Annotated in this window: 11 protein-coding genes; 10 read left to right on the top strand and 1 reads right to left on the bottom strand. The window is 69.1% G+C overall.

The features are described from left to right. Positions 1–17: 17 nt before the first annotated feature. The 9 genes from NVU01S_RS26540 (at position 18) to NVU01S_RS26580 (ending at position 16,271) form a co-directional block, all read left to right on the top strand. On the top strand, positions 18–6,158 hold the full coding sequence (locus NVU01S_RS26540) for a non-ribosomal peptide synthetase (protein WP_043664441.1): 6,141 nt from the start codon (positions 18–20) through the stop codon (positions 6,156–6,158). 36 nt (positions 6,159–6,194) lie between these two features. Then, positions 6,195–6,959, top strand: coding sequence for a thioesterase II family protein (locus NVU01S_RS26545; protein ID WP_043664438.1), 765 nt, complete (start codon positions 6,195–6,197; stop codon positions 6,957–6,959). Continuing rightward, complete coding sequence (locus NVU01S_RS26550; protein WP_043664435.1) at positions 6,956–8,284, top strand: beta-ketoacyl [acyl carrier protein] synthase domain-containing protein; 1,329 nt, start codon at positions 6,956–6,958, stop codon at positions 8,282–8,284. Before NVU01S_RS26545 ends, NVU01S_RS26550 begins: the two co-directional genes overlap by 4 nt. Further along, positions 8,277–11,396, top strand: a complete 3,120-nt coding sequence (gene nbtC / locus NVU01S_RS26555) for a nocobactin polyketide synthase NbtC (RefSeq protein WP_043664433.1) — start codon at positions 8,277–8,279, stop codon at positions 11,394–11,396. The genes NVU01S_RS26550 and nbtC overlap by 8 nt, the downstream gene beginning before the upstream one ends. Before the next feature lie 116 nt (positions 11,397–11,512). Next, a complete protein-coding gene (locus tag NVU01S_RS26560) occupies positions 11,513–12,496 on the top strand; it encodes a daunorubicin/doxorubicin resistance ABC transporter ATP-binding protein DrrA (RefSeq protein WP_052280176.1) in 984 nt (327 codons plus the stop codon). Beyond that, positions 12,493–13,263, top strand: coding sequence for an ABC transporter permease (locus tag NVU01S_RS26565; RefSeq protein ID WP_043664432.1), 771 nt, complete (start codon positions 12,493–12,495; stop codon positions 13,261–13,263). The genes NVU01S_RS26560 and NVU01S_RS26565 overlap by 4 nt, the downstream gene beginning before the upstream one ends. After that, positions 13,260–14,024, top strand: coding sequence for an ABC transporter permease (locus NVU01S_RS26570; RefSeq protein ID WP_043664431.1), 765 nt, complete (start codon positions 13,260–13,262; stop codon positions 14,022–14,024). Before NVU01S_RS26565 ends, NVU01S_RS26570 begins: the two co-directional genes overlap by 4 nt. An 82-nt stretch (positions 14,025–14,106) precedes the next feature. Further along, entirely contained in the window at positions 14,107–15,180 is a 1,074-nt protein-coding gene (locus NVU01S_RS26575) for an MAB_1171c family putative transporter (protein ID WP_043664429.1), read from the top strand. After that, on the top strand, positions 15,177–16,271 hold the full coding sequence (locus NVU01S_RS26580) for an MAB_1171c family putative transporter (protein WP_209444751.1): 1,095 nt from the start codon (positions 15,177–15,179) through the stop codon (positions 16,269–16,271). Before NVU01S_RS26575 ends, NVU01S_RS26580 begins: the two co-directional genes overlap by 4 nt. 8 nt (positions 16,272–16,279) lie before the next feature. On the opposite strand, the gene NVU01S_RS26585 is transcribed toward NVU01S_RS26580, so the two are convergent. Further along, complete coding sequence (locus tag NVU01S_RS26585; RefSeq protein WP_043664426.1) at positions 16,280–17,251, bottom strand: ABC transporter substrate-binding protein; 972 nt, start codon at positions 17,249–17,251, stop codon at positions 16,280–16,282. Between the two features lie 163 nt (positions 17,252–17,414). Between NVU01S_RS26585 and NVU01S_RS26590 the strand changes: the two genes are divergently transcribed. After that, positions 17,415–19,193 carry an MFS transporter gene (locus NVU01S_RS26590; protein ID WP_043664424.1) on the top strand — a complete coding sequence of 593 codons (1,779 nt, stop codon included), beginning with the start codon at positions 17,415–17,417 and terminating at the stop codon, positions 19,191–19,193. Positions 19,194–19,280: the final 87 nt, after the last annotated feature.

Below are 19,280 nucleotides of genomic sequence, written 5' to 3' on the forward strand. Positions count from 1 at the left end.
AGATTGGTTTGACGTAGATGCGATCGCTGGAAGACCTGCAGGAAGCGATGCGGGCGAGGCTCGCCGCCGAGGGCCTGGCGGGCACCCCCACCGTGCCGCAACGCCGGGACCCGTCCCGTGCGGCCATGTCCTTCGGCCAGCGCTATGTGTGGGCACACCAGCAGATCTCGCCGGACAGCACCGCGTACAACCTGTGTCTGGCGCTGACCTTCGAGGGCGAGGTCGTCGACGACGCACTGCGGCAAGCATTTCTGGCCCTGGTGCAGCGGCACGAGGTGCTGCGCACCACCTACCACAATGACGAGCACGGCAACCCGTACCAGCGCATTCATCCCGAACTCGCGCCCCGGGTCCGCGAATTCGACCTGACCGGTCTGGTGGCCGAGGAAGCGCAGCGCAGCCTCGACGCTCGGGTCGCGGCGGCCGCGCACGAGACCTTCGACCTGTCGAACGAGTCGTCCATGCGGCTCGATTTCGTACGGGTCGACGCGCGCAGGCTGGTCGTCATCGTCGTGATCCAGCACATCGCCTGGGACGGCATGACTCTGCCCGCGCTGTCGAAGGACGTCGAGCGGTTCTATCGCGAGGCGTTGACCGGTTCGATCACCGTCGAGCCGCTGCGCCGCCAGGTCGCCGACTTCGCGGAGTGGGAGCAGGACCGCTTCGAGACCGCCGATCACCGTGCGGACAGCGAGTTCTGGGCGAGCCGCTTCGACGGCGAGGTGCCCGAGCTGCCGCTACCGTACAACCGGCGGCCCGCGCTGGTCACCGAAACGGGTAGCCGTCTCGACCGCCTGCTCGGTGCGGCGGCGGACGCCAACCTGCGCAACCTCGGCGCCGCGCTGCGCACAACGCCGTTCTCGGTGTTCCTCGCCGCGTATTACGTTGCGCTGCGCCAGGTTACCGGTCAAGCCGACATCGTGATCGGGACCACGGTCGCCAACCGTGAAGAATCCGGCATGGAACTGCTGATCGGCAATTTCAGCAACATGCTCCCGCTGCGGTTGAACCCGCTGGGGGAGGGCGCGGGCTCGAGCGGCACCTTCGCCGAGCTGGTCGGCTATGTGCGTGCGGTGACCACGGAAGCGTTCCGGCACAAGAACTTCCCGCAGGAGGGCGTGGTGCGCGCGGTCAACCGCGCGACCGGCAACGTGGGCTCCGCGCTGTTCGACACCATGGTGCTGTTCCTGGATCAGCAGATCGACGGACCACAGCTGCCCGGCGCGGTCACCAGCTGGCAGCTGGCCGACCACGGCGCGTCGCTGCTGCCGATCGCCGTGGAAGCCTTCCTGCACGGCGACCGGGTCGATGTGCAGATCACCTATCGGACCGATCTTTTCGACGAGTCGACGATCGAGCGGCTGCACGACTACATCGACCAGACGCTGGCCGCCGCCGCGGCGGACCGCCGGGTGGACGAGTTGCTCGTACTCAGCGCGGCGGACCGCGCCGCGGTACAGAGCTGGTCGCGCGGTGGTGCGGTGCCGATCGCGGCGGACAGCATCGACGCGATGATTCGTGAATCCGCGCAGCGGTACCCCGATCGGGTCGCGGTGATCTTCGGCGAGCTGGAGCTGACCTACACCGAATTCGACGCGCGGGTGAACCGTTTCGCCCGGCGGCTGCTCGAACGTGGGGTGCGCGCGGGCGATCGGGTCGGTGTCTTCGCCGAGCGCAGCGAATGGCTCCCCGTGGTGTTCGCGGCGGTGCTGCGCACCGGCGCCGTCTACGTCCCGATCGATCCGAGCTACCCCGCCGATCGGATCGAGTTCATGCTCGGCGACGCGAAACCCACCCTGCTGGTTCGTTCGGCGCGTCCCGAGCGACTGCTCGATCCGGAATGCATTGCGGGAGTGCCGGTCCTGGACCTCGCCGACGAGGCCGAGCGCGCGGCCGCCGCGCAGCTCGACGACAGCGCGATCCGGCCCGACGAACTCGTGCGCCCGATCCATCCGTTCGACGCCGCCTACCTGCTGTACACCTCGGGCACCACCGGCAGGCCCAAAGGCGTGGTGAACCACCACCGCGGCGTCGTCAACCACGTCCAGTGGATGTGCGACTACCTGGGCTTCGGCGCCGAGCGCATCCTGCAGAAGGCGCCGATCGGCTTCGACGTCTCGGTCTTCGAACTGGTCAACGCGCTGTGCACCGGCTCGGCCACGGTGCTGCCGCCGCCGGATTGGTGGCAGGCCGATGTGGAGGCGCTGGCGGGCATCATCGATCGGCACCAGATCACCCAGATCTCGTTGGTGCCCAGCGTGACCCGGGCCTTCCTCGACGCCGAGCCCGATCCGGCCCGCCTGCAGTCCATGCGCTTCGTCTACCTCGGCGGCGAGGCGGTACCGCCACCGCTGGTGGCGGAGGCGAGCCGGGTGTTCGGCGGCACCGTCCTGGGCCTCTACGGGCCGACCGAGGCCGCCATGGACCTGATGCACGAGAACTTCGCGGGCGCACTGGCAAAGCCCGCGGAGTTCCGCTCGGCGCTGATCGGCCAGCCGGAATGGAATTCGACGGTCTACGTGCTCGACGATCGGCTGCGGCAGGTGCCGCCCGGGGTGACCGGTGAATTGTATTTGGGCGGAGTGCAACTCGCCCAGGGCTACCACCATCGATCCGATCTGAGCGCGGCGACCTTCGTCGCCTGCCCGTTCGCCGACGAACCCGGCGCGCGGATGTACCGCACCGGCGACGTGGTGCGCTGGCATCCCAGCGGCAGTATGGAGTACCTCGGCCGGATCGACGATCAGGTCAAGGTGCGCGGTCACCGCATCGAACTCGGCGAAGTCGGCTCGGTGCTGCGCCAGGTGCCGGGCATCGCCGCGGCCGCGGCGGTCGCGATCAACCGCGACAGCGACGCGGCACTGGTCGCCTACTACGTGCCCGAGGCCGGATCGGCGTTCGAGTCCGGCACCGAGGCCGAGAATGCCGGGGACATCAGGGTTTTCCTGGCCGATCGGCTGCCCGAATACATGATCCCCACGGCGCTGGTGAAATTGACGGCGCTGCCGCTCACCGCGAACGGAAAGCTGGACCGCAGGGCGCTTCCGGTGCCGGATCTCGGCGGCGACACCGGCCGCGGCCGGGCGCTGCGTGATCCGGCCGAGCAGACGGTCGCCGAGGTGATCCGGCAGGTGCTCGGGCTCACCGCGCAGGTCGAGTTGGCCGCCGACGACGATTTCCTGGCGCTCGGCGGCGATTCCATCAGTGCGATCCGGATGGCTTCGGCGCTCAAGAAGCGTGGTCTGCTGATCAGTACCAGTGCGCTGTTCGCGGCCCGCACCATCGCGCTCATCGCGGCCGCCACCGCGCCGATCGACCTGTCGAGTGCGCCCGCACTGGTCGAATCCGGCGACGGCACCGGCTGGATTCCGCTCAACCCGATCGCGACCCTGCTGACCGAACAGAGCACCGACTACGCCGCCTACAGCCAGGCGACGGCCGTGGTGACCCCGGCGGGCAGCACGCCCGAGCGGCTCGGCGCACTGCTCGACGGGCTGGTCGACCGGCATCCGCTGCTGCGCGCCCGCCTGGCGGCCGGACCGGACGGCCGGACCGCGTACTACGTGCCGCACGCGGATGAGCCGTTCGCCCGGCCCAGCCTGCACGATGTCGAAATCGACGGTGCGGCATGGCAATCGAGTGCGACCGAGGTCCTGAACGAGCAACTGCGCCGGATCGCCGAGGAGCTGGATCCCGCGGCGGGCCGGATGGTCGGCGCGGCCTGGGTGCACACCGACGATCGCACCGCCGGACGCTTGCTGCTGGTGCTGCACCACCTCGTGGTCGACGGCGTCTCGTGGCGCGTCATCCACGAGGACCTGCGCAGACTCTGGGCGGGTGAAGAACTTTCGGCCACCGACCTGGGTACGTCGGTGCAGGCCTGGAATACCGGGCTGGTCCAGCTGGCCCAGGCCGACTCGACGGTCGAGACCTTGCCGTGGTGGCAGGCGATCGCGGACAGCGCCGACCCGCTGCTCGGCGACCGCGCGTTCGATGCCGCCGCGGACACCGTGGCGACCGTGCGCGAGGTCACCGCGGAGCTGGACACCGCCGACACGCACTACCTGATGACCACCGCGGCGCAGGCCTTCGGCTGCGACTTCCTCGACATCCAGGTGGCCGCCCTGGCCGTGGCGACCCGGCGGTTCCGGCAGGCGCGCGAGCGGGACGCAGACGCGGTCAAGCTCACCATGGAGCGGCACGGTCGCGTCGAAACTCTGTTCGCCGGAGTCGATCTCGCGAATGCCGTCGGCTGGTTCACCACGGCGTATCCGGTCGCGCTCACCGTCGCGGCCGAGCCGGACATGGTCGGTGCGGTCAAGGCCGTCAAGGAGCAATTGCGCGCGGTACCCGATTCCGGCATCGGCTGGGGCCTGCTGCGGCGGCTCAACACCGACACCGCACCGCAACTGGCCGCCGCCGCGGTGCCGCAGCTCAGCTTCAACTACATGGGCCGGTTCGCCGTTCCCGACGCGGCGGGCGAGATCCAGGAATGGGACGCCGCACCGGAATTCGGCTACCTGGGCGGCCACGCCGACGCGACCATGCCCGCGCCCGCGCTGCTCGACATCAACACCGTCGCGTTGCTGGACAACGACGATCCGGTGCTGCGGGCGTCGTTCCGCTACCCGTCGGGCCCGTTGTCCGAGCCGGACGTACGGGAACTGGCCGATCTGTGGACCGGCGCGCTGCGCGAGCTGGCGAAGACCGTGCGCGAGGATCCCACACGACGCTTGACCCCGAGCGACGTCCTGGCCCGCGACGTGACGCAGCTCGATCTCGACCGCTGGCAGTCGCTCTACGGCCGCTACGCCGACGTGTATCCCCTTGCGCCCCTTCAGGCCGGGCTGTATTTCACGGCGATCAGCAGCGCGGGACGCGACGCCTACACGGTGCAGACCACCATCACCGTGCGCGGCGCGCTCGACGTGGCGCGGCTGACCCGTTCGCTGAACAACGTGCTGAATCGGTATCCGAATCTGCGCGTCGCCATTTCGGTCTCCCATGCCGGGCAGCCGTACGCCGTCGTCGCCGAGCGGATGGAATTCCTGGTCGAGGAGGTCGATTTCGCGTCGAAGCCGGATGCCCAGGAGCGGCTGCTGGAATTCCTCGACGCCGATCAGGCGGGGGTGTTCGATCTGTCGCGCGGTCCGTTGATGCGGGCGACGGTGGTGCATCTGCCGGCGGGGGAGCACATGCTGGTGCTCGCCTCGCATCACATCCTCACCGACGGCTGGTCGGGTCAGCTGCTGCCGCGCGAGATCTTCGCGGACTACGCCAGTGGCGGCACCGCCGAACCTTTGGGCAACCCGGCCACTTTCGCCGAGTTCCTGCGGCTCACCGAGGACCGCGAAGAGGCGACCGAGGCTGTGTGGAACGAGTACTTGGCCGATGTGCAGCCCTGCGTGGTCGCGCCGAACCGGGTGCCGGGCGGTTCGAAAGTGCCGGTGGCGCACCGCTTCCCGGTCGACGCCGGGGTCGCCGAGGCGTTGACCGAGCTGGCCGCGACGGTCGGCACCACCTTCAGCGCGATCTGCCAGCTGGCCTGGGCCAACGTGCTGCGCTACGTGACCGGCGGCGACGCAGCGGTTTTCGGCGAGGTGGTCTCGGGACGCCCGGCCGATCTGGACGAGGTCGACAACGCGATCGGCTGCTTCGTGAACACCGTTCCGGTCGCCATCGAGCTACCCGCCGGGCAGAGCTGGCGGGACCGGCTCACCGACGTGCAGCGCCGCCGGGCCGAGCTCATGGAATTCCAGCAGTATCGCCTCACCTCGGCGAATCGGGCCGCGGGCGCGCGCAGGCTGTTCGACAGCATGTTCGTGTTCCAGTCCTATCCGTCGGGTCGCGACGAACTGGTGCGGCTGCTCGGCGAAGAGCACCTGGAGCTGGTGTCGTTCGAAGGCCGCGGCGCCACCGACAACGCGCTGCTGATCATGATCTTCCCCGCGGACCTGCTGTTCCCCGGTGAACCCCTTCAGGTCGTCGTCTTCTACGCCGAGGACTCCTTCGACGACAACGACGTTCAGATCATCGAGTCCGCTTTCACCAACACCCTGCGCGCCATCGCCGAGGACGCCGATCGCCGCATCGGCGACACCGAGGTCCTCGACGACTCGGACCTGGGGATGTTGGTCATGCGACGGATGTGGCAGTGACGCACCGCATTGCGGTGCCAGGCAGGAGAACAGGCAATGGCTAGTACACCGGGCTGGATCCGAAAGTTTCACAAACCGCGGTCCGCGGCCAACCCACCACTGGTGATCTGTCCGCACGCGGGCGGTGGCGCCTCGACGTACCGACCCTTCTCCAAGGCCCTGAGCACGAATTTCGATGTGGTGCTGCTGCAATACCCCGGCCGCCAGGATCGGGCGCAGGAGCCGGTGCGCGAGACCATCCAGGAGACCGCCGCGGACGCGTTCGAGGAATTCGCGCGGTCGCCGTTCAACCGGGGCGTGCCGATCACCATCTTCGGCCACAGCATGGGCACCATGGTCGCCTTCGAATTCGCCCGGCTGGCCGACGCCGCGGGCGTACCCGTCCGGCTGCTCGGCGTCTCCGGCGCCTGCGCGCCGTGGCAGGTCGCCGATATGCCACCGCACCCGACCGAGGACGACGAACTGCTCGATCACGTGGGCGGGTTGCAAGGTACCGGCGCCGACCTGCTGGCCAACCGTGAGCTGATGCGCATGGCGTTGCCCGCGTTGAAGGGCGACTACCGCGCGTTCGACGCCTACACCTGCGGCAAGGACGTCACCGTCGGCACCGGCATCCACGTGATGGGTGGCAGCGAGGACGAGTTCGTCGGTATCGGCGATCTGTTCGCCTGGCAGCAGCACACCGAGCAGAAACTGGCGGTGACGATGTTCGACGGCGGGCACTTCTATCTCAACGATCATGTCGAGGGCATCGCGGAAATCCTGTCCGCCGAGCTGGTTTCGGCGGAGGCGACCCGATGAGCGCACAGCGGATCGATGACGACCCGATCGTCGTGGCGGGCTTGGCGGTAGAGGCGCCGGGCGGTATCGACACCCTCTCGGCGTACTGGTCCGCGCTGGCCGGATCACGCGATCTGATCGGCCCGTTTCCGCGGGACCGGTCCTGGCCGATCGAGCAGCTGATGGCCGCGGCAGGCACCGACGGCTGGAGCCAGGTGCGCGACGCGGGCGGGTTCCTCGACGGCGCGGCCGAATTCGATCCGACGTTCTTCGGCATCACGCCGCGCGAAGCCGTGGCGATGGATCCGCAGCAGCGGGTGGCGCTCCGGGTGGCCTGGCGGGCGCTGGAGAACGCGGGCATCAACCCGGCGAGCCTGGCCGGCGCGGAAATCGGTTGCTACATGGGGGCTTCCTACACCGAGTACGGCCCACGCGGCGACGAGGCCAACGAGCACACCGGATATCGGGCGACCGGCGCCGCGCTGGGCGCGGTGGCCGGACGGATCTCGCATGCCCTCGGACTGTCCGGTCCGTCGATGACGGTGGACACCGCGTGCGCGTCATCGCTGTCCGCCGTGCACCTCGCGGCCTCGGCGATCCGCAACGGGGAATGCGACTGGGCGCTGGCCGGCGGTGTCTGCGTGATGGGTTCGCTCGCCGGCTTCTTCGAATTCGCCAAGGCCAACGCGCTGTCCACGGACGGACAGTGCAAACCGTATTCGGCGGACGCCCTGGGCACGCTCTGGGGTGAGGGCGCGGGTGTCGTTGTGCTGGAACGTGAATCGCGCGCCAACGAGCTGGGACATCGGGTCTACGGGCGGATTCTCGCCACCCGGGTGAATCACAACGGCGCGGGCGCACCCATCGCGGTGCCGAGTGCGGACGCGCAGGCGCGGTTGATCGCGAAAACGGTGCGTGCCGCGGGTATCCCGGCGGAACTGGTGGGCATGATCGAGGGCCACGGCACGGGCACGGCGGTCGGCGATCCACTCGAATTGACCGCCCTGGCACAGGTTTACGGTGCGGCCCGCGATGGTGACAATCGTCCGCGACTCGGTTCGGTGAAATCGAACCTCGGTCACGCGCAGGCCGCCGCGGGCATGCTCGGCCTGATCAAGGTGCTGCTGAGCGGCCTGCACGGGCAGATCGCGCCGACCAGGCACACGGAAAACCCGACCACCCAGCTGGATTGGGCGCAGTCGGGGCTGCGCCTGGCCGATCGGTTGGTGGACTGGACGCCCCACGACGGCGTGCGCTACGGCGCCGTCTCGTCATTCGGCGTCGCGGGCACGAACGCGCACGCGGTCATCGCGATGCCCGTGCTGGAGGAGGAGATCCATGTCTAGCCATCGCCTGCCGGACGGCAGCATCCCGGTGCTGCTGTCCTCGGACGCGCCCGACTCGTTGCGCCGCGAAGCCGCCGCCATCCTGTCCTACCTGGAGGCACATCCCGCGGTCGGCCCGGACCAGGTGGCCGACATGCTGTTCCGGACCAGGGTGGCGCGGCGGTATCGCGCGCTGGCCATGGTCACCGAGCGCGCCGAACTGGTCGAAGCGTTGCGCGCGGTCGCGGCGGGCGAGTCGCACGCGGCCGTCATCGCGACCGGCAGCGCCGCCAAGACACGCAAGATCGGCTACATCTTCCCGGGTCAGGGCAGCCAGTACGCGGGCATGGGCCGGATGTTCTACGAGAACTCGCCCGCCTACCGCGCGGCGGTGGACGAGGCGGAGGCGGTCTTCCAGGATCTGTTCGAGCTGTCGCCGCGGTCCTACCTGCTCGCCGAATCGGAGCCGGGCCACAACCTGCTGCGTATCGTGCAGCCCGCGCTGTTCATGCAGATGGTCGGCCTCGCGGCGATGTGGCGCGCGGCCGGGGTGGTCCCGGGCGTCACCGTCGGGCACAGCCAGGGCGAACTCGCCGCCGGTGTGGTGTCCGGCGTGATCACGCTGGCCGACGCCGTGCGCGTGGTGACCCTGCGCGGTGGTCTGGTGGACACGATCGCCAAACAGGAAGACCGCGAAGACAAATACTCGATGGCCGTCGTCGGCGTGGATCGCGAGGAATGCGAGGCCATCCTGGCGCGGCACTCCGGCTGGGCCGAGCTGTCGGTGATCAATTCCCCGCACGTGCTCGCCATCGGCGGTGAGCGCCGGACGGTCGCGCAGGTGGTCGCCGATCTGACCGCGGAAGGCAAGTTCGCCAAGGAGATTCGCGTCGGCTACCCGGCGCACACCTCGGTGGTGACCGAGTTCCGGGACAGCTTCCTGGACAACTCGCTGGCCGCCAAACTGGATCGCCCGGCGTTCACCGCGACCGAGATCGAATGCATCGGTTCCACTTTGGGCACCGCGATCACACCCGATCTGCCGGTGGGCGACTACTGGTACTGGAACCTGCGCAACCGGGTCCGGTTCGATCTGGCGATCGCGCTGGCGGCCGAACGCGGCGTCGACACCTACCTCGAAATCGCCGACCACCCGGCGCTTTTCCTCGCGGTGCAGGAGAACCTGAGCGCCGTCGCGCAGCAGCGTGACTTCCAGACGATCGGCACCTCGCGCCGAACGGCCACCGATCTGCGCGAGTTCACCCGCAATCTCGGACTCGTCGCGGTGAGCGACCTCGGCTACGACTGGTCCGCGCTGCGCACGGATTCGGCGGGCGCGCCGCGGCTGCCGTTGCTCGACTTCCCGAACACGCAGATGAACCCGAAGCAGCTGTGGGCGGCCTACGACCATACGGCGGCGCGGACCGCAGTGCCGAACGCCGTTGCTAGCGCACCGAGTTCCGCCGTGGCCGAACAGCGCACCGTGCCCGCCCAGCGCATCGTCGAGCAGTGGGTGCGCTTGCGCAGCCGGACCCTGGTGCCGCCGCGCACCATGGCGGTGCTCGATCACGGGGGTCGCAGCGCCGAACTGGTCGCGGCCCTGGGGGACGCCGCCGCGCTGCACGGAGTGACGATCGTCGATCCGGCGGCGGCCACCCACAGTGCCGGTACGGCTTTCGATACGGCGGTCGTCGTGCTGCCGGAACTCGACGACCCGACGACCGACGCCGCGGTGGCCGAACTCGCGGAATTCCTGGGCGATCGCGCGTGGTTGCCCCAGCTCGACGGGGTGCGGGACGTATGGCTGGTGACCCTCGGCGGCGAGCAGGTGCTCGAGGCCGATGTGCCGAATCTGTTCCACGCCGCGGCCCAAGCCGGATTCCGGTGCCTGGCCGCCGATCACCTCGGCGTCTCCTTCCGGCACGTGGATCTCGCGGCCGGTCGGCCACTGCCGGACACGGCCAAGGCGCTCATGGTGGCGCTGCACACCGCACGGGAGCCGGAGCTGGCCCTGCGCGACGGCGGTGTCTACGCGAAAAGGCTCGTCGCCGAAGATGTTTCGACCGTGTCGCCACTCGGCGCGGACGACCTGCGTGAGGTCGTGATCGTCGGCGGCACCGGCAAACTGGGGCTGGACTTCTGCGAGCGCTTCGCCTGCGCCGGCGCCGGCCGGATCACCTTGCTGAGCAGGTCGGGCGGTGCCGCCGCGGCGCTCGCGCGGATCGAGCAGATCAGACAGCTCGGTGCCACCGAGGTGGTCGTGCGGCGCTGCGATGTCACCGACGAGACGGCGGTGCGGGCACTGGCCGACGAATATCGTTCGACACCAGTGGATTTGATCGTGCACGCGGCGGTCGACTACGTCGCGGCCGCCGAGCTCACGCCGGCGGCGGTGCGCGCGGCCGCGGCGCCGAAGGTCGTCGCGCTCGAGCATCTGGTCCAGCACCTTCCGCGCACGTCGAACGGCCGTGTCGTGCTGTGCTCGTCGCTGTCGGCCACCATCGGCGGCCGCGGCCACATGGCGTACGCCGCGGTGAACCGCATGCTCGACGCGGCGGCGGCGCGTTACCGTAGCCAGGGCATCGCGAGCACGTCGGTGCAGTGGGGCCTGTGGCGTGCGGTCGGCGCGGATCAGGCGGACGCGCTGGCGGCGATCAGCGGCACCGGCCTGCGGCCGATGGAACCCGCGAGCGCGATCGCCGCGGGCGTCACCACGCGCGCGGAGAACGTCATCATCGCGACCGCCGACTGGGACCGGCTCGCTACCTTGTTCTCCGCCTTCGGCTTCGACCCGTTGTTCGGCACGCTGGATCTGGGCGATCTACCGGCGGAACCGGCCGAAGTACCAGCCGATCCGGTCCCCGCGCCCGTGGCCCCCGCGCCCGAACCTGCGGCCGTGCAGGTGGTCGCCCCGAACACCGCCGAGCAGGTGCGGTTCGCGCTGCGCGCGGTGATGGGCATGGACACCACCGAGACCATCGACGGGTCCGTGCCGCTCGTCGCCCTCGGGCTGGATTCGTTGCAGGCGTTGGACTTACGCAAGCGCATCGAGGTCGAACTACAGCGTGAGCTGCCGGTCACCGCGATACTGGGCGGCGCGTCCCTCGACGAGGTGGTGACATTGCTCGGCTGATCGCCCGGCTCGGGCAGGTAGACAACGGGCGGACTCGGCGGTGGCCGGGTCCGCCCTGATCGGGATTCACAGGCACCAACGACGATTCGTACGTAGCAAGGACGGAGAGCAGCACGGTGGATTCGAGCAGGGAAACGGCGGCGGGGACGGCTTCGGCCGAGACCGCGATCGTCGTCGAGGGCGTGGAGAAGTCGTTCGGCGAGGTGAAAGCGTTGCGCGGCATCAGCTTCGAGGTGCCGAAGGGCAGTGTGCTCGGTGTGCTCGGCCCGAACGGGGCGGGCAAGACCACTACGGTGTCGGTGCTCTCGACGCTCACCAAGCCGGATGCGGGGCGGGCGCTGGTGGCCGGGTACGACGTCGTGCGGGAAGCTGCCGCGGTCCGGGCGTCCATCATGCTCACCGGCCAGTACGCGGCGTTGGACGAAATGCTGACCGGCCGGGAGAACCTGGTGCTGTTCGGCCGCCTGATGGGCTTGCGGCGCAAGGAGGCCAGGACGCGCGCCGACGAACTGCTCGGCCAGTTCGAGCTGGAGCAGGCCGCCGATCGCCGGGTCGGCCAGTACTCCGGCGGCATGCGCCGGCGCATTGATATCGCCTGCGGGCTGGTGCGCCCGCCCCAGGTGGTCTTCCTCGACGAGCCGACCACCGGTCTCGACCCGGTGAGCAGGCAGAGCCTCTGGGGCCTGGTGCGCGCGCTGAAGCAGCAGGGCGTCACGATCCTGCTCACCACGCAGTACCTCGAAGAGGCGGATGTGCTGAGCGACAACATCATCGTCGTCGACAAGGGCACCGTGATCGCCGAGGGCACCGCCGACCAGCTCAAGGCGCGCACCGGCGCGAGCTACTGCGAGGTGGTTCCGGCCGATCCGGGCGAGCTGCCCGCGGTGGTCACCGCGCTCGCCGGGCTCGGCGAGATCACCGTCGCCGAATCCGCCGACCGGGTCTCGCTGCCCGCGCCCGACGGCGCGACCACGCTGGGGGAGGCGCTGCGCCGGATCACCGAGGCCGAGATCGAACTCATCGATATCGCGCTGCGCCGGCCCTCGCTCGACGAGGTGTTCATCGAGCTGACCAAACCCGCCGCGGAGGCCACCGCATGACCGCGGGCACCGTCCTGCGGGTGCCGAACGGCATGCAATGGACCGCGTTGAGCGGCCGCGGTATTCGCGCCGCCGTGCGGGAGGGGGATCTGATCCTCGCGTTCGCCGCACCGCTGACCTTCTTCGTTTGTGTCTATGTGCCGCTGCGTCGTTCGATGGAGGCGACGGGCATCGACTACGCGCAGTACCTGCTCCCGTTGATCGCGGTCCAGGCCATGTTCTTCACCGCGATGTTCGCGGGTGACCGGGCGGCGCGAGAAGTGGCCGGCGGCATGGGCACTCGGCTGCGGTCCATGCCGGTGCCGCCGTGGGTACCGCCCGCCGCCCGGATCTCGGCGAACTCGGTGCGCGCCCTCGCCGCGCTGGCCGGTGCGCTGACCATCGGCTCGCTCTTCGGTTTTCGTTTTCACGGGGCGGGCGCGACGGTGGCGTTCCTGCTACTCATCCTGGCGTTCGGCGCGGCCGTGGTGGTCGCCGCCGACGCGCTCGGCACCGCGACGGCCAATCCGGAGCTCGGCGCGACGGTGTTGTTCGCGCCGCAACTGCTGCTGTTGATGATGTCGACGGGTTTCGTGCCCGCGCAAGGGTTTCCGGGATGGATCCAGCCGTTCGTGCGCAACCAACCGGTATCGCAGGTGGCAGGCGCGTTGCGGGAGTTGTCCGACGGCCGCTTCACCTCGACCAGCACGGTGGCCGCGCTCTGGGTGGCCGGACTGCTGACCGCGGCGATGGTCGTGGCGGTGTGGGTGGAAGGACGGCGGCGATGAGCACCCTGGTCGATCAGAGCCTGGTGGAAACCGGCAGGCTGCTGCGCCGCTGGAGCAGGCAGCAGGAGGTGGTGACCACCACGCTGGTACTGCCGATCCTGCTGCTGCTCATGTTCGATCTGGTGCTGAGCAAGTCGCTCGACCTCGGCGACGGCCCCGACGCGATCTACGGTTTCGTGCCGATGATCGCCGTGTCCGGCGCGATGTACGGGGCGATGGGCACCGGCCTGTCGCTGTACGGCGAACGGGAAAGCGGTCTGCTGCGCCGCTTCTGGGTGCTGCCGATCAACCGCTCGGCCGGACTGATCGGCAGGCTGCTCGCCGAATGCCTGCGCGCGGCGGCCGCGACGGTGATCGTGCTCATCGTCGGTGTCATCCTCGGGTTGCGTTTCGAGCAGGGTCTGCTGGGCGTGCTCGGGGTGCTGATCGTGCCGGTGATCGTCATCGCGGGATTCACGCCGATGGTGATCGTGGTGGGGGTCAGCCGGATCGGCGACAAGGTGGTGCAGATCTTCGCCGCGGTCGTGCTGCTCGCGATGTTCTTCAACTCCGGCTTCGTCCCGATCGAGAACTATCCGGGCTGGTTGCAGCCGATCGTGCGGGGCCAGCCGATGAGCTGTGCGGTGGAGGCGATGCGCGGATTCACCGTGGGCGGTCCGGTCGCGGTGCCGCTCGTGCAGACCATCGCCTGGTCGGTCGGTCTGGTGCTGGTCTTCGGCGCCCTCGCCGTGCGCGGGTACCGCAAGGCCGCGGAAAGTTGAGCGGTCGCGCTCGTCCGGCGGCTGCGAGCCCGGCTCGACAGGCCGGCCGGACGAGCGCGCCGGCCGGTTACAGTCGTCGACGATGAATTCCGTACCTGCCCTGCTGATCCTGTCGGTCGGCGTGTTCGCCGCGATCGTCACGGCCGGGCGCTGGCTGCTGGTGCGGGACTCGAGCATGGATCGGCTGCTCAATCGCCTGTGGAGCTGGGAGATCGGCGGCTTCCTACTGCACGGCATCGCCAACGCGGCCGGTGCGCCGGAGCTGGGTCGGCGATTGTTCATGGGCTGCGGCCTGATGGCAGGCGCCGCCGCTTACGGGTTCGCGCGGCTGCTGTTCGACGGCCAGGCTCGATACGAGGCGCGCGACCGGCAGCGGTGGTACGACACCGCGGCCGCGGTCGCGGCGGCCACCCTCGTGCTGGCCGAATCCTTCCTGGACGATCTGTTGCCCTTCCGCTGGGCCACCGGCGTGTGGGCGGTGGTCTCGCTGGCCGGCGGGATCGCCGGATACATGATGGTGCACGCCTGTATCCGGGAGCTGCGCTCCGGCGGCCTGACGATCAGGGAAAAGCTGCTGTTCGGTGCGCTGCTCGTGCTTGCCGTCTATTGGACCTGCGGTTCCGCCATCGGCAGTATCCGGACGCTGCTCGGCGCACCGCCCTCCGAACCGGGGAAGGTGTGGACGATAGTCACATTCGCCACCTTCTCCGTCGCCACCGCATTGCTCTCGGTCCGCCTGATCGACGTCTTGTCCGCGCGCCTGGGCTGGGACCGGGCGAGCAGGCATTGCCGCCGCCTCGATCCGATGTGGCGTGACCTCACCAGTGCGGTGCCGGAAGTGGTGCTGGCGCAGGATGATTCGGCGGATCCGGATTCCGCGCACCGCCGGTATCGGATGACGGTCGAGATCTGGGACGCGCTCCTGCAACTGCGGCCGTATATGCAGGACCCGGCGGCGATACCCGGTCCGTCCGACGAGCGCGGTTACGCGCTCGTCCTCGCGCAGGCCGGCCGCGCCAAGGTGCAGGGTGCGCCACCGGCCGCGCAGCCCGGCGCGGCGCTGCCGCGGCCCGCCGATCGCGCCTCGGAGCTGCGGATGCTGCTCGGTCTGGCCCGGGTCTGGCCGTCGGACACGCAATACCGGCGGTGCCGATGAATTCCGCGCCGCCCGTGTTCACCACCGTCGTGGTCGTCTTCGTGCTGGCGATCATCTGCGGCCGGTGGTGGCTGGTCAACGAAACCTTCACCGATCGGCTCATCAATCGTGCTTTGAGCTGGGATATCGTCGCGGTCTTCGGATACTGGCTGCTCGCTGTCCTCGGCTACCCCGATCTCGGGCAGCGGGTGTTCATGGCCATCGGCTTCCTGGCGCTGTCCAACACCCTCGGGTTCATCGTCCTGCTCGACGGCGCACGACTGGAGACGACGTGGCGGCGCCAGCGCGGCTACGACGCGGTGGCGGTCTCGGTCGGCCTCGTCGTCCTGGTCGTCGCCGTGGGCGGGGAAATGGACCTGTTTCTTCCAGCGGCGCAGGGCGTGTACTGGGACGGATCGCTCTGGATGGCCGTCGATCTGGCCATCGCGGCGATCGCGGTGGTGCTCGGCCGCGCGTGTATCCGGGAACTGCGCGTCGCGGCGAGTACCACCCGGGAAAAGCTGACGTACTGGCCGCTGCTCGCCGTCGGTTGCTACGCCGGTTCCGCCTCGGTGTACCGCACGCTGCACACGCTCTCCGGTGCGTCACCACAGGACATGGGCACCGCCTGGGTGGTGGGTTCGTTCGCCGCGCTGGCCATGGTGGCCGTGCTGATCTCGATGCCGCTGGCCGATGCCCTGCTCGCCCGCGCGGGCTTGGACCAAGCGGGCCGGTGCTGCCGACGGTTGCATCCGCTGTGGCGTGACCTCACCACGGCGGTGCCCGAAGTGGTACTGCCCCTGGACCAGACCGAGCAGCCCGGCTCGTCCGCGCGGCTCTATCGCATGACCGTCGAGATCCGCGACGCGCTACTGCATCTGAAGCAGTTCGCGCCGGACCCCGCGGTCGCCGAGTTCGCTGACCTCGGTGCCTACGCCCGGGATATCGCCGCGGCCGCGCGGCTGAAACTGCACGGCAACCCGCCCGCACCGCAGCCTCGGTTCGTGCAGTTCCCGGTTGGTGACCGCTCCACCGAACTACGGACGCTGCTCGCGCTGTCCCGCGAGTGGACCACCGCCCGCACGGCACTGGCGGGCGGCGCCGCGTCCTAGCGGGTCGCCTACTTCGCCGCGGCGGCGAACGCGGGCTCCAGCTTGGTCAGCATGTAGGGCACCGACAGCGCGGTGGGCTGGTTGATCGCGCTGATCTCCTGCGTGGTCAGGAACACGACCGAGCCCTTCCGCACCGCGGGCAGATCGTTGTATCCCGGCAGCTGCCGGTACTTTTCGTCCAGGCCGGGGGTGTAGCCGGCGAGCAGCAGATCGGCGGTCAGCTGGTCGACCCGTTCCGGGGACAGCGACAGCCGCCCCTGGTTCGACGGCTGCTCGGTGAGATTCGCCGGAATGGTCATACCGAGCTGCGTGAACAGCTTGCTGGAGCCGTCGTTCGGGTCGGTGAGCACCATGAGCTGGGTCGGGCTGCCCAGCCAGGTGCTGGCGAAGGTCTTGCCCTTCAGTCCCGGATTGGCCTGGCCGATGGCCTCGATCTGCTTGTTCACATCGGCGATTACCTTCGCGGCGGCGTCCTGCCGGTGCAGCACCTTGCCCAAGGTGGTCACCAGATCGGGCCACGGCGTCACCGCGTCCTTGCCCAGCGCAGGCAAGGTGGGGGCGACCTTGGACAGCTCGTCGTAGGTCTTCTGGTCGGCGATGAAGGGATCGACCAGGATGAGGTCGGGCTCCAGCGCCGCCACCTGTTCGGCGACATTGCCCGTGGTGCTCAGGGCTTTCGCCGATTCCAGGGTCTTCGGCTCCCACGGGGGCGTGCTCTTGGACACCGCGGCGACGTTGTCGATATAGCCGACCGGCGTCACGTCCAGCGCCAGGGTGGTGTCGAGCCACTGATTACCCAGGGCGACAACCTTCTTGGGGGTGCCCGTCACGGTGGTCGAGCCGCGCGCGTGGGTGATGGTGACCGGCTCGCCGCCGGACCCGCCGTCGTCGCCGGAGGTGCCGCAGGCCGTCAGGCCCAGCGTCAACGCGACCGTCGCGACCGCGATTGTCGTCCAGCGTGCTGTCCGAACCGGTTTCATCAGTGGCCCCCTTCAAGGACATTCCCGCCGGTCCAGAGACCGGCCAGCAAATTCAGCCAAGGCTAACCTATCCAGCCGTGGATCACACCGGTCGATCTTGATAGTTAGATCAGCTAACTATATAGTTTGCGGAGATAATGACTCGCGAGGGGACGCCGTGCCGATGCCATCCACCGATCTCGATCTGGGCGAGGTCAACACCATTCGCCGCAGGCTGCGCTATGACCGCGACCATCCGCACTACAAGTGGATCGTGCTGACCAACACCACGCTCGGGGTGTTGCTCACCGCGATCAACTCGTCCATCGTGTTGATCTCGCTGCCCGCGATCTTCCGCGGCGTCGGCCTGAACCCGCTGGAAGCCGGCAATGTCGGCTACCTGCTGTGGATGCTGATGGGCTATCTGCTCGCGACGGCCGTGCTGGTGGTGATGTTCGGCAGGCTCGGCGACATCTTCGGCCGAGTCCGGGTGTACAACCTGGGTTTCGCCGTCTTCGCGATCTGCGCGCTGGCCCTGTCCTTCGATCCGTTCCACGGCGGTGCCGGCGCGATGTGGATCATCATCTGGCGCGTGGTGCAGGGCGTCGGCGGCGCGATGCTGACCGCCAACTCCGCCGCCATCCTCACCGACGCCTTCCCGGCGAAACAGCGCGGCACCGCGCTGGGCATCAACATGGTCGCGGCCGTGGCGGGCTCGTTCCTCGGGCTGCTCATCGGTGGCGTGCTGTCGGAATGGGATTGGCGCGCGGTGTTCTGGGTCAGCGTGCCGATCGCCGTGCTCGGCGCGTTCTGGTCCTATCGCTCGCTGCACGAGGTCGGCATCCGCTCGGCGGGCAAGGTCGACTGGGCGGGCACGATCACCTTCGGACTCGGTCTCACCGCGCTGCTCACCGGCATCACGTACGGCATCCAGCCCTATGGCGGACACGCGACCGGGTGGTCCAGCCCGTGGGTGCTGGGCTCGGTGCTCGGCGGCCTCGCGCTGCTCGGCGTGTTCTGTGTGGTGGAGAGCAAGGTCGCCGATCCGATGTTCCACCTCGGCCTGTTCCGTAACCGGGCCTTCGGGCTGGGCAATTTCAGCAATCTGATGGTGTCCATCGGCCGCGGCGGCATGCAGTTCATGCTGATCATCTGGCTGCAGGGCATCTGGTTGCCGTTGCACGGCTACAGCTTCGAGTCGACACCGCTGTGGGCCGGCATCTACCTGTTGCCGCTGACCGTGGGATTCCTTGCGGCCGGGCCCATTTCGGGATGGCTCTCGGACCGCTACGGCTCCCGTCTGTTCACCACCGGCGGCGCGCTGATCTCGGCCGCGACGTTCCTGCTGCTGCTGATCATCCCCGTCGATTTCGACTACTGGCTCTTCGCCCTGATCGTGCTGCTGAACGGCATCGGCAGCGGATTGTTCTTCTCGCCGAACACCGCCGCCATCATGTCCAGCGTGCCCGCCGCGCAGCGCGGCGCCGCCTCCGGTATGCGCGGCACCCTGTTCAACGGCGGCAACGCGCTGTCGATGGGAATCTTCTTCTCGCTCATGGTCGTCGGTCTTGCCGCCAGCCTGCCCTCGGCACTGGACACCGGCCTGCGCGCGCAGGGCGTGTCCGCGAGTGCCGCGGCCGAAGTGGCCGGCATGCCGCCGGTCGCCAGCATGTTCGCCGCGTTCCTCGGCTTCAACCCGATCCAGGAATTGCTCGGCCCCACCGGCGAATTGGCCAAGCCCGGCGTCAACGCCGACACCCTGACCGGTCAGGAATTCTTCCCGAATCTGCTGACCGGCCCGTTCCACACCGGCCTCGTCGTCGTGTTCGTGGCAGCCGCCGTCATGATGCTCCTGGCCGCCGCGGCCTCGTACTTCGCGGGCAACAAGTACGTGCACGACGAGCAGGCCGAACTCGCCGAAGCCGACGAACTGGCCGAACAGGTTCCGGTCGCCGCACGGTGAGCACGGCCGCCGCCGCAGCGCCGACGGGGATGTGCCACAGCATATTCCGGTGGTTCGTGCCGTCGGCGGAATCTAGGCTGGACACCG

Source organism: Nocardia vulneris, from assembly GCF_001613425.1.
GTDB classification, from domain to species: Bacteria; Actinomycetota; Actinomycetes; order Mycobacteriales; family Mycobacteriaceae; genus Nocardia; species Nocardia vulneris.

What these genes read in the sequence shown, in the direction of transcription:
- NVU01S_RS26570 (WP_043664431.1), top strand. Translation starts at nt 13,260, where the DNA reads ATGAGCACCCTGGTCGATCAGAGCCTGGTGGAAACCGGCAGGCTGCTG.
- NVU01S_RS26545 (WP_043664438.1), top strand. Translation starts at nt 6,195, where the DNA reads ATGGCTAGTACACCGGGCTGGATCCGAAAGTTTCACAAACCGCGGTCC.
- NVU01S_RS26590 (WP_043664424.1), top strand. Translation starts at nt 17,415, where the DNA reads ATGCCATCCACCGATCTCGATCTGGGCGAGGTCAACACCATTCGCCGC.
- NVU01S_RS26580 (WP_209444751.1), top strand. Translation starts at nt 15,177, where the DNA reads ATGAATTCCGCGCCGCCCGTGTTCACCACCGTCGTGGTCGTCTTCGTG.
- nbtC (WP_043664433.1), top strand. Translation starts at nt 8,277, where the DNA reads ATGTCTAGCCATCGCCTGCCGGACGGCAGCATCCCGGTGCTGCTGTCC.
- NVU01S_RS26565 (WP_043664432.1), top strand. Translation starts at nt 12,493, where the DNA reads ATGACCGCGGGCACCGTCCTGCGGGTGCCGAACGGCATGCAATGGACC.
- NVU01S_RS26550 (WP_043664435.1), top strand. Translation starts at nt 6,956, where the DNA reads ATGAGCGCACAGCGGATCGATGACGACCCGATCGTCGTGGCGGGCTTG.
- NVU01S_RS26575 (WP_043664429.1), top strand. Translation starts at nt 14,107, where the DNA reads ATGAATTCCGTACCTGCCCTGCTGATCCTGTCGGTCGGCGTGTTCGCC.
- NVU01S_RS26540 (WP_043664441.1), top strand. Translation starts at nt 18, where the DNA reads ATGCGATCGCTGGAAGACCTGCAGGAAGCGATGCGGGCGAGGCTCGCC.
- NVU01S_RS26585 (WP_043664426.1), bottom strand. Translation starts at nt 17,251, where the DNA reads ATGAAACCGGTTCGGACAGCACGCTGGACGACAATCGCGGTCGCGACG.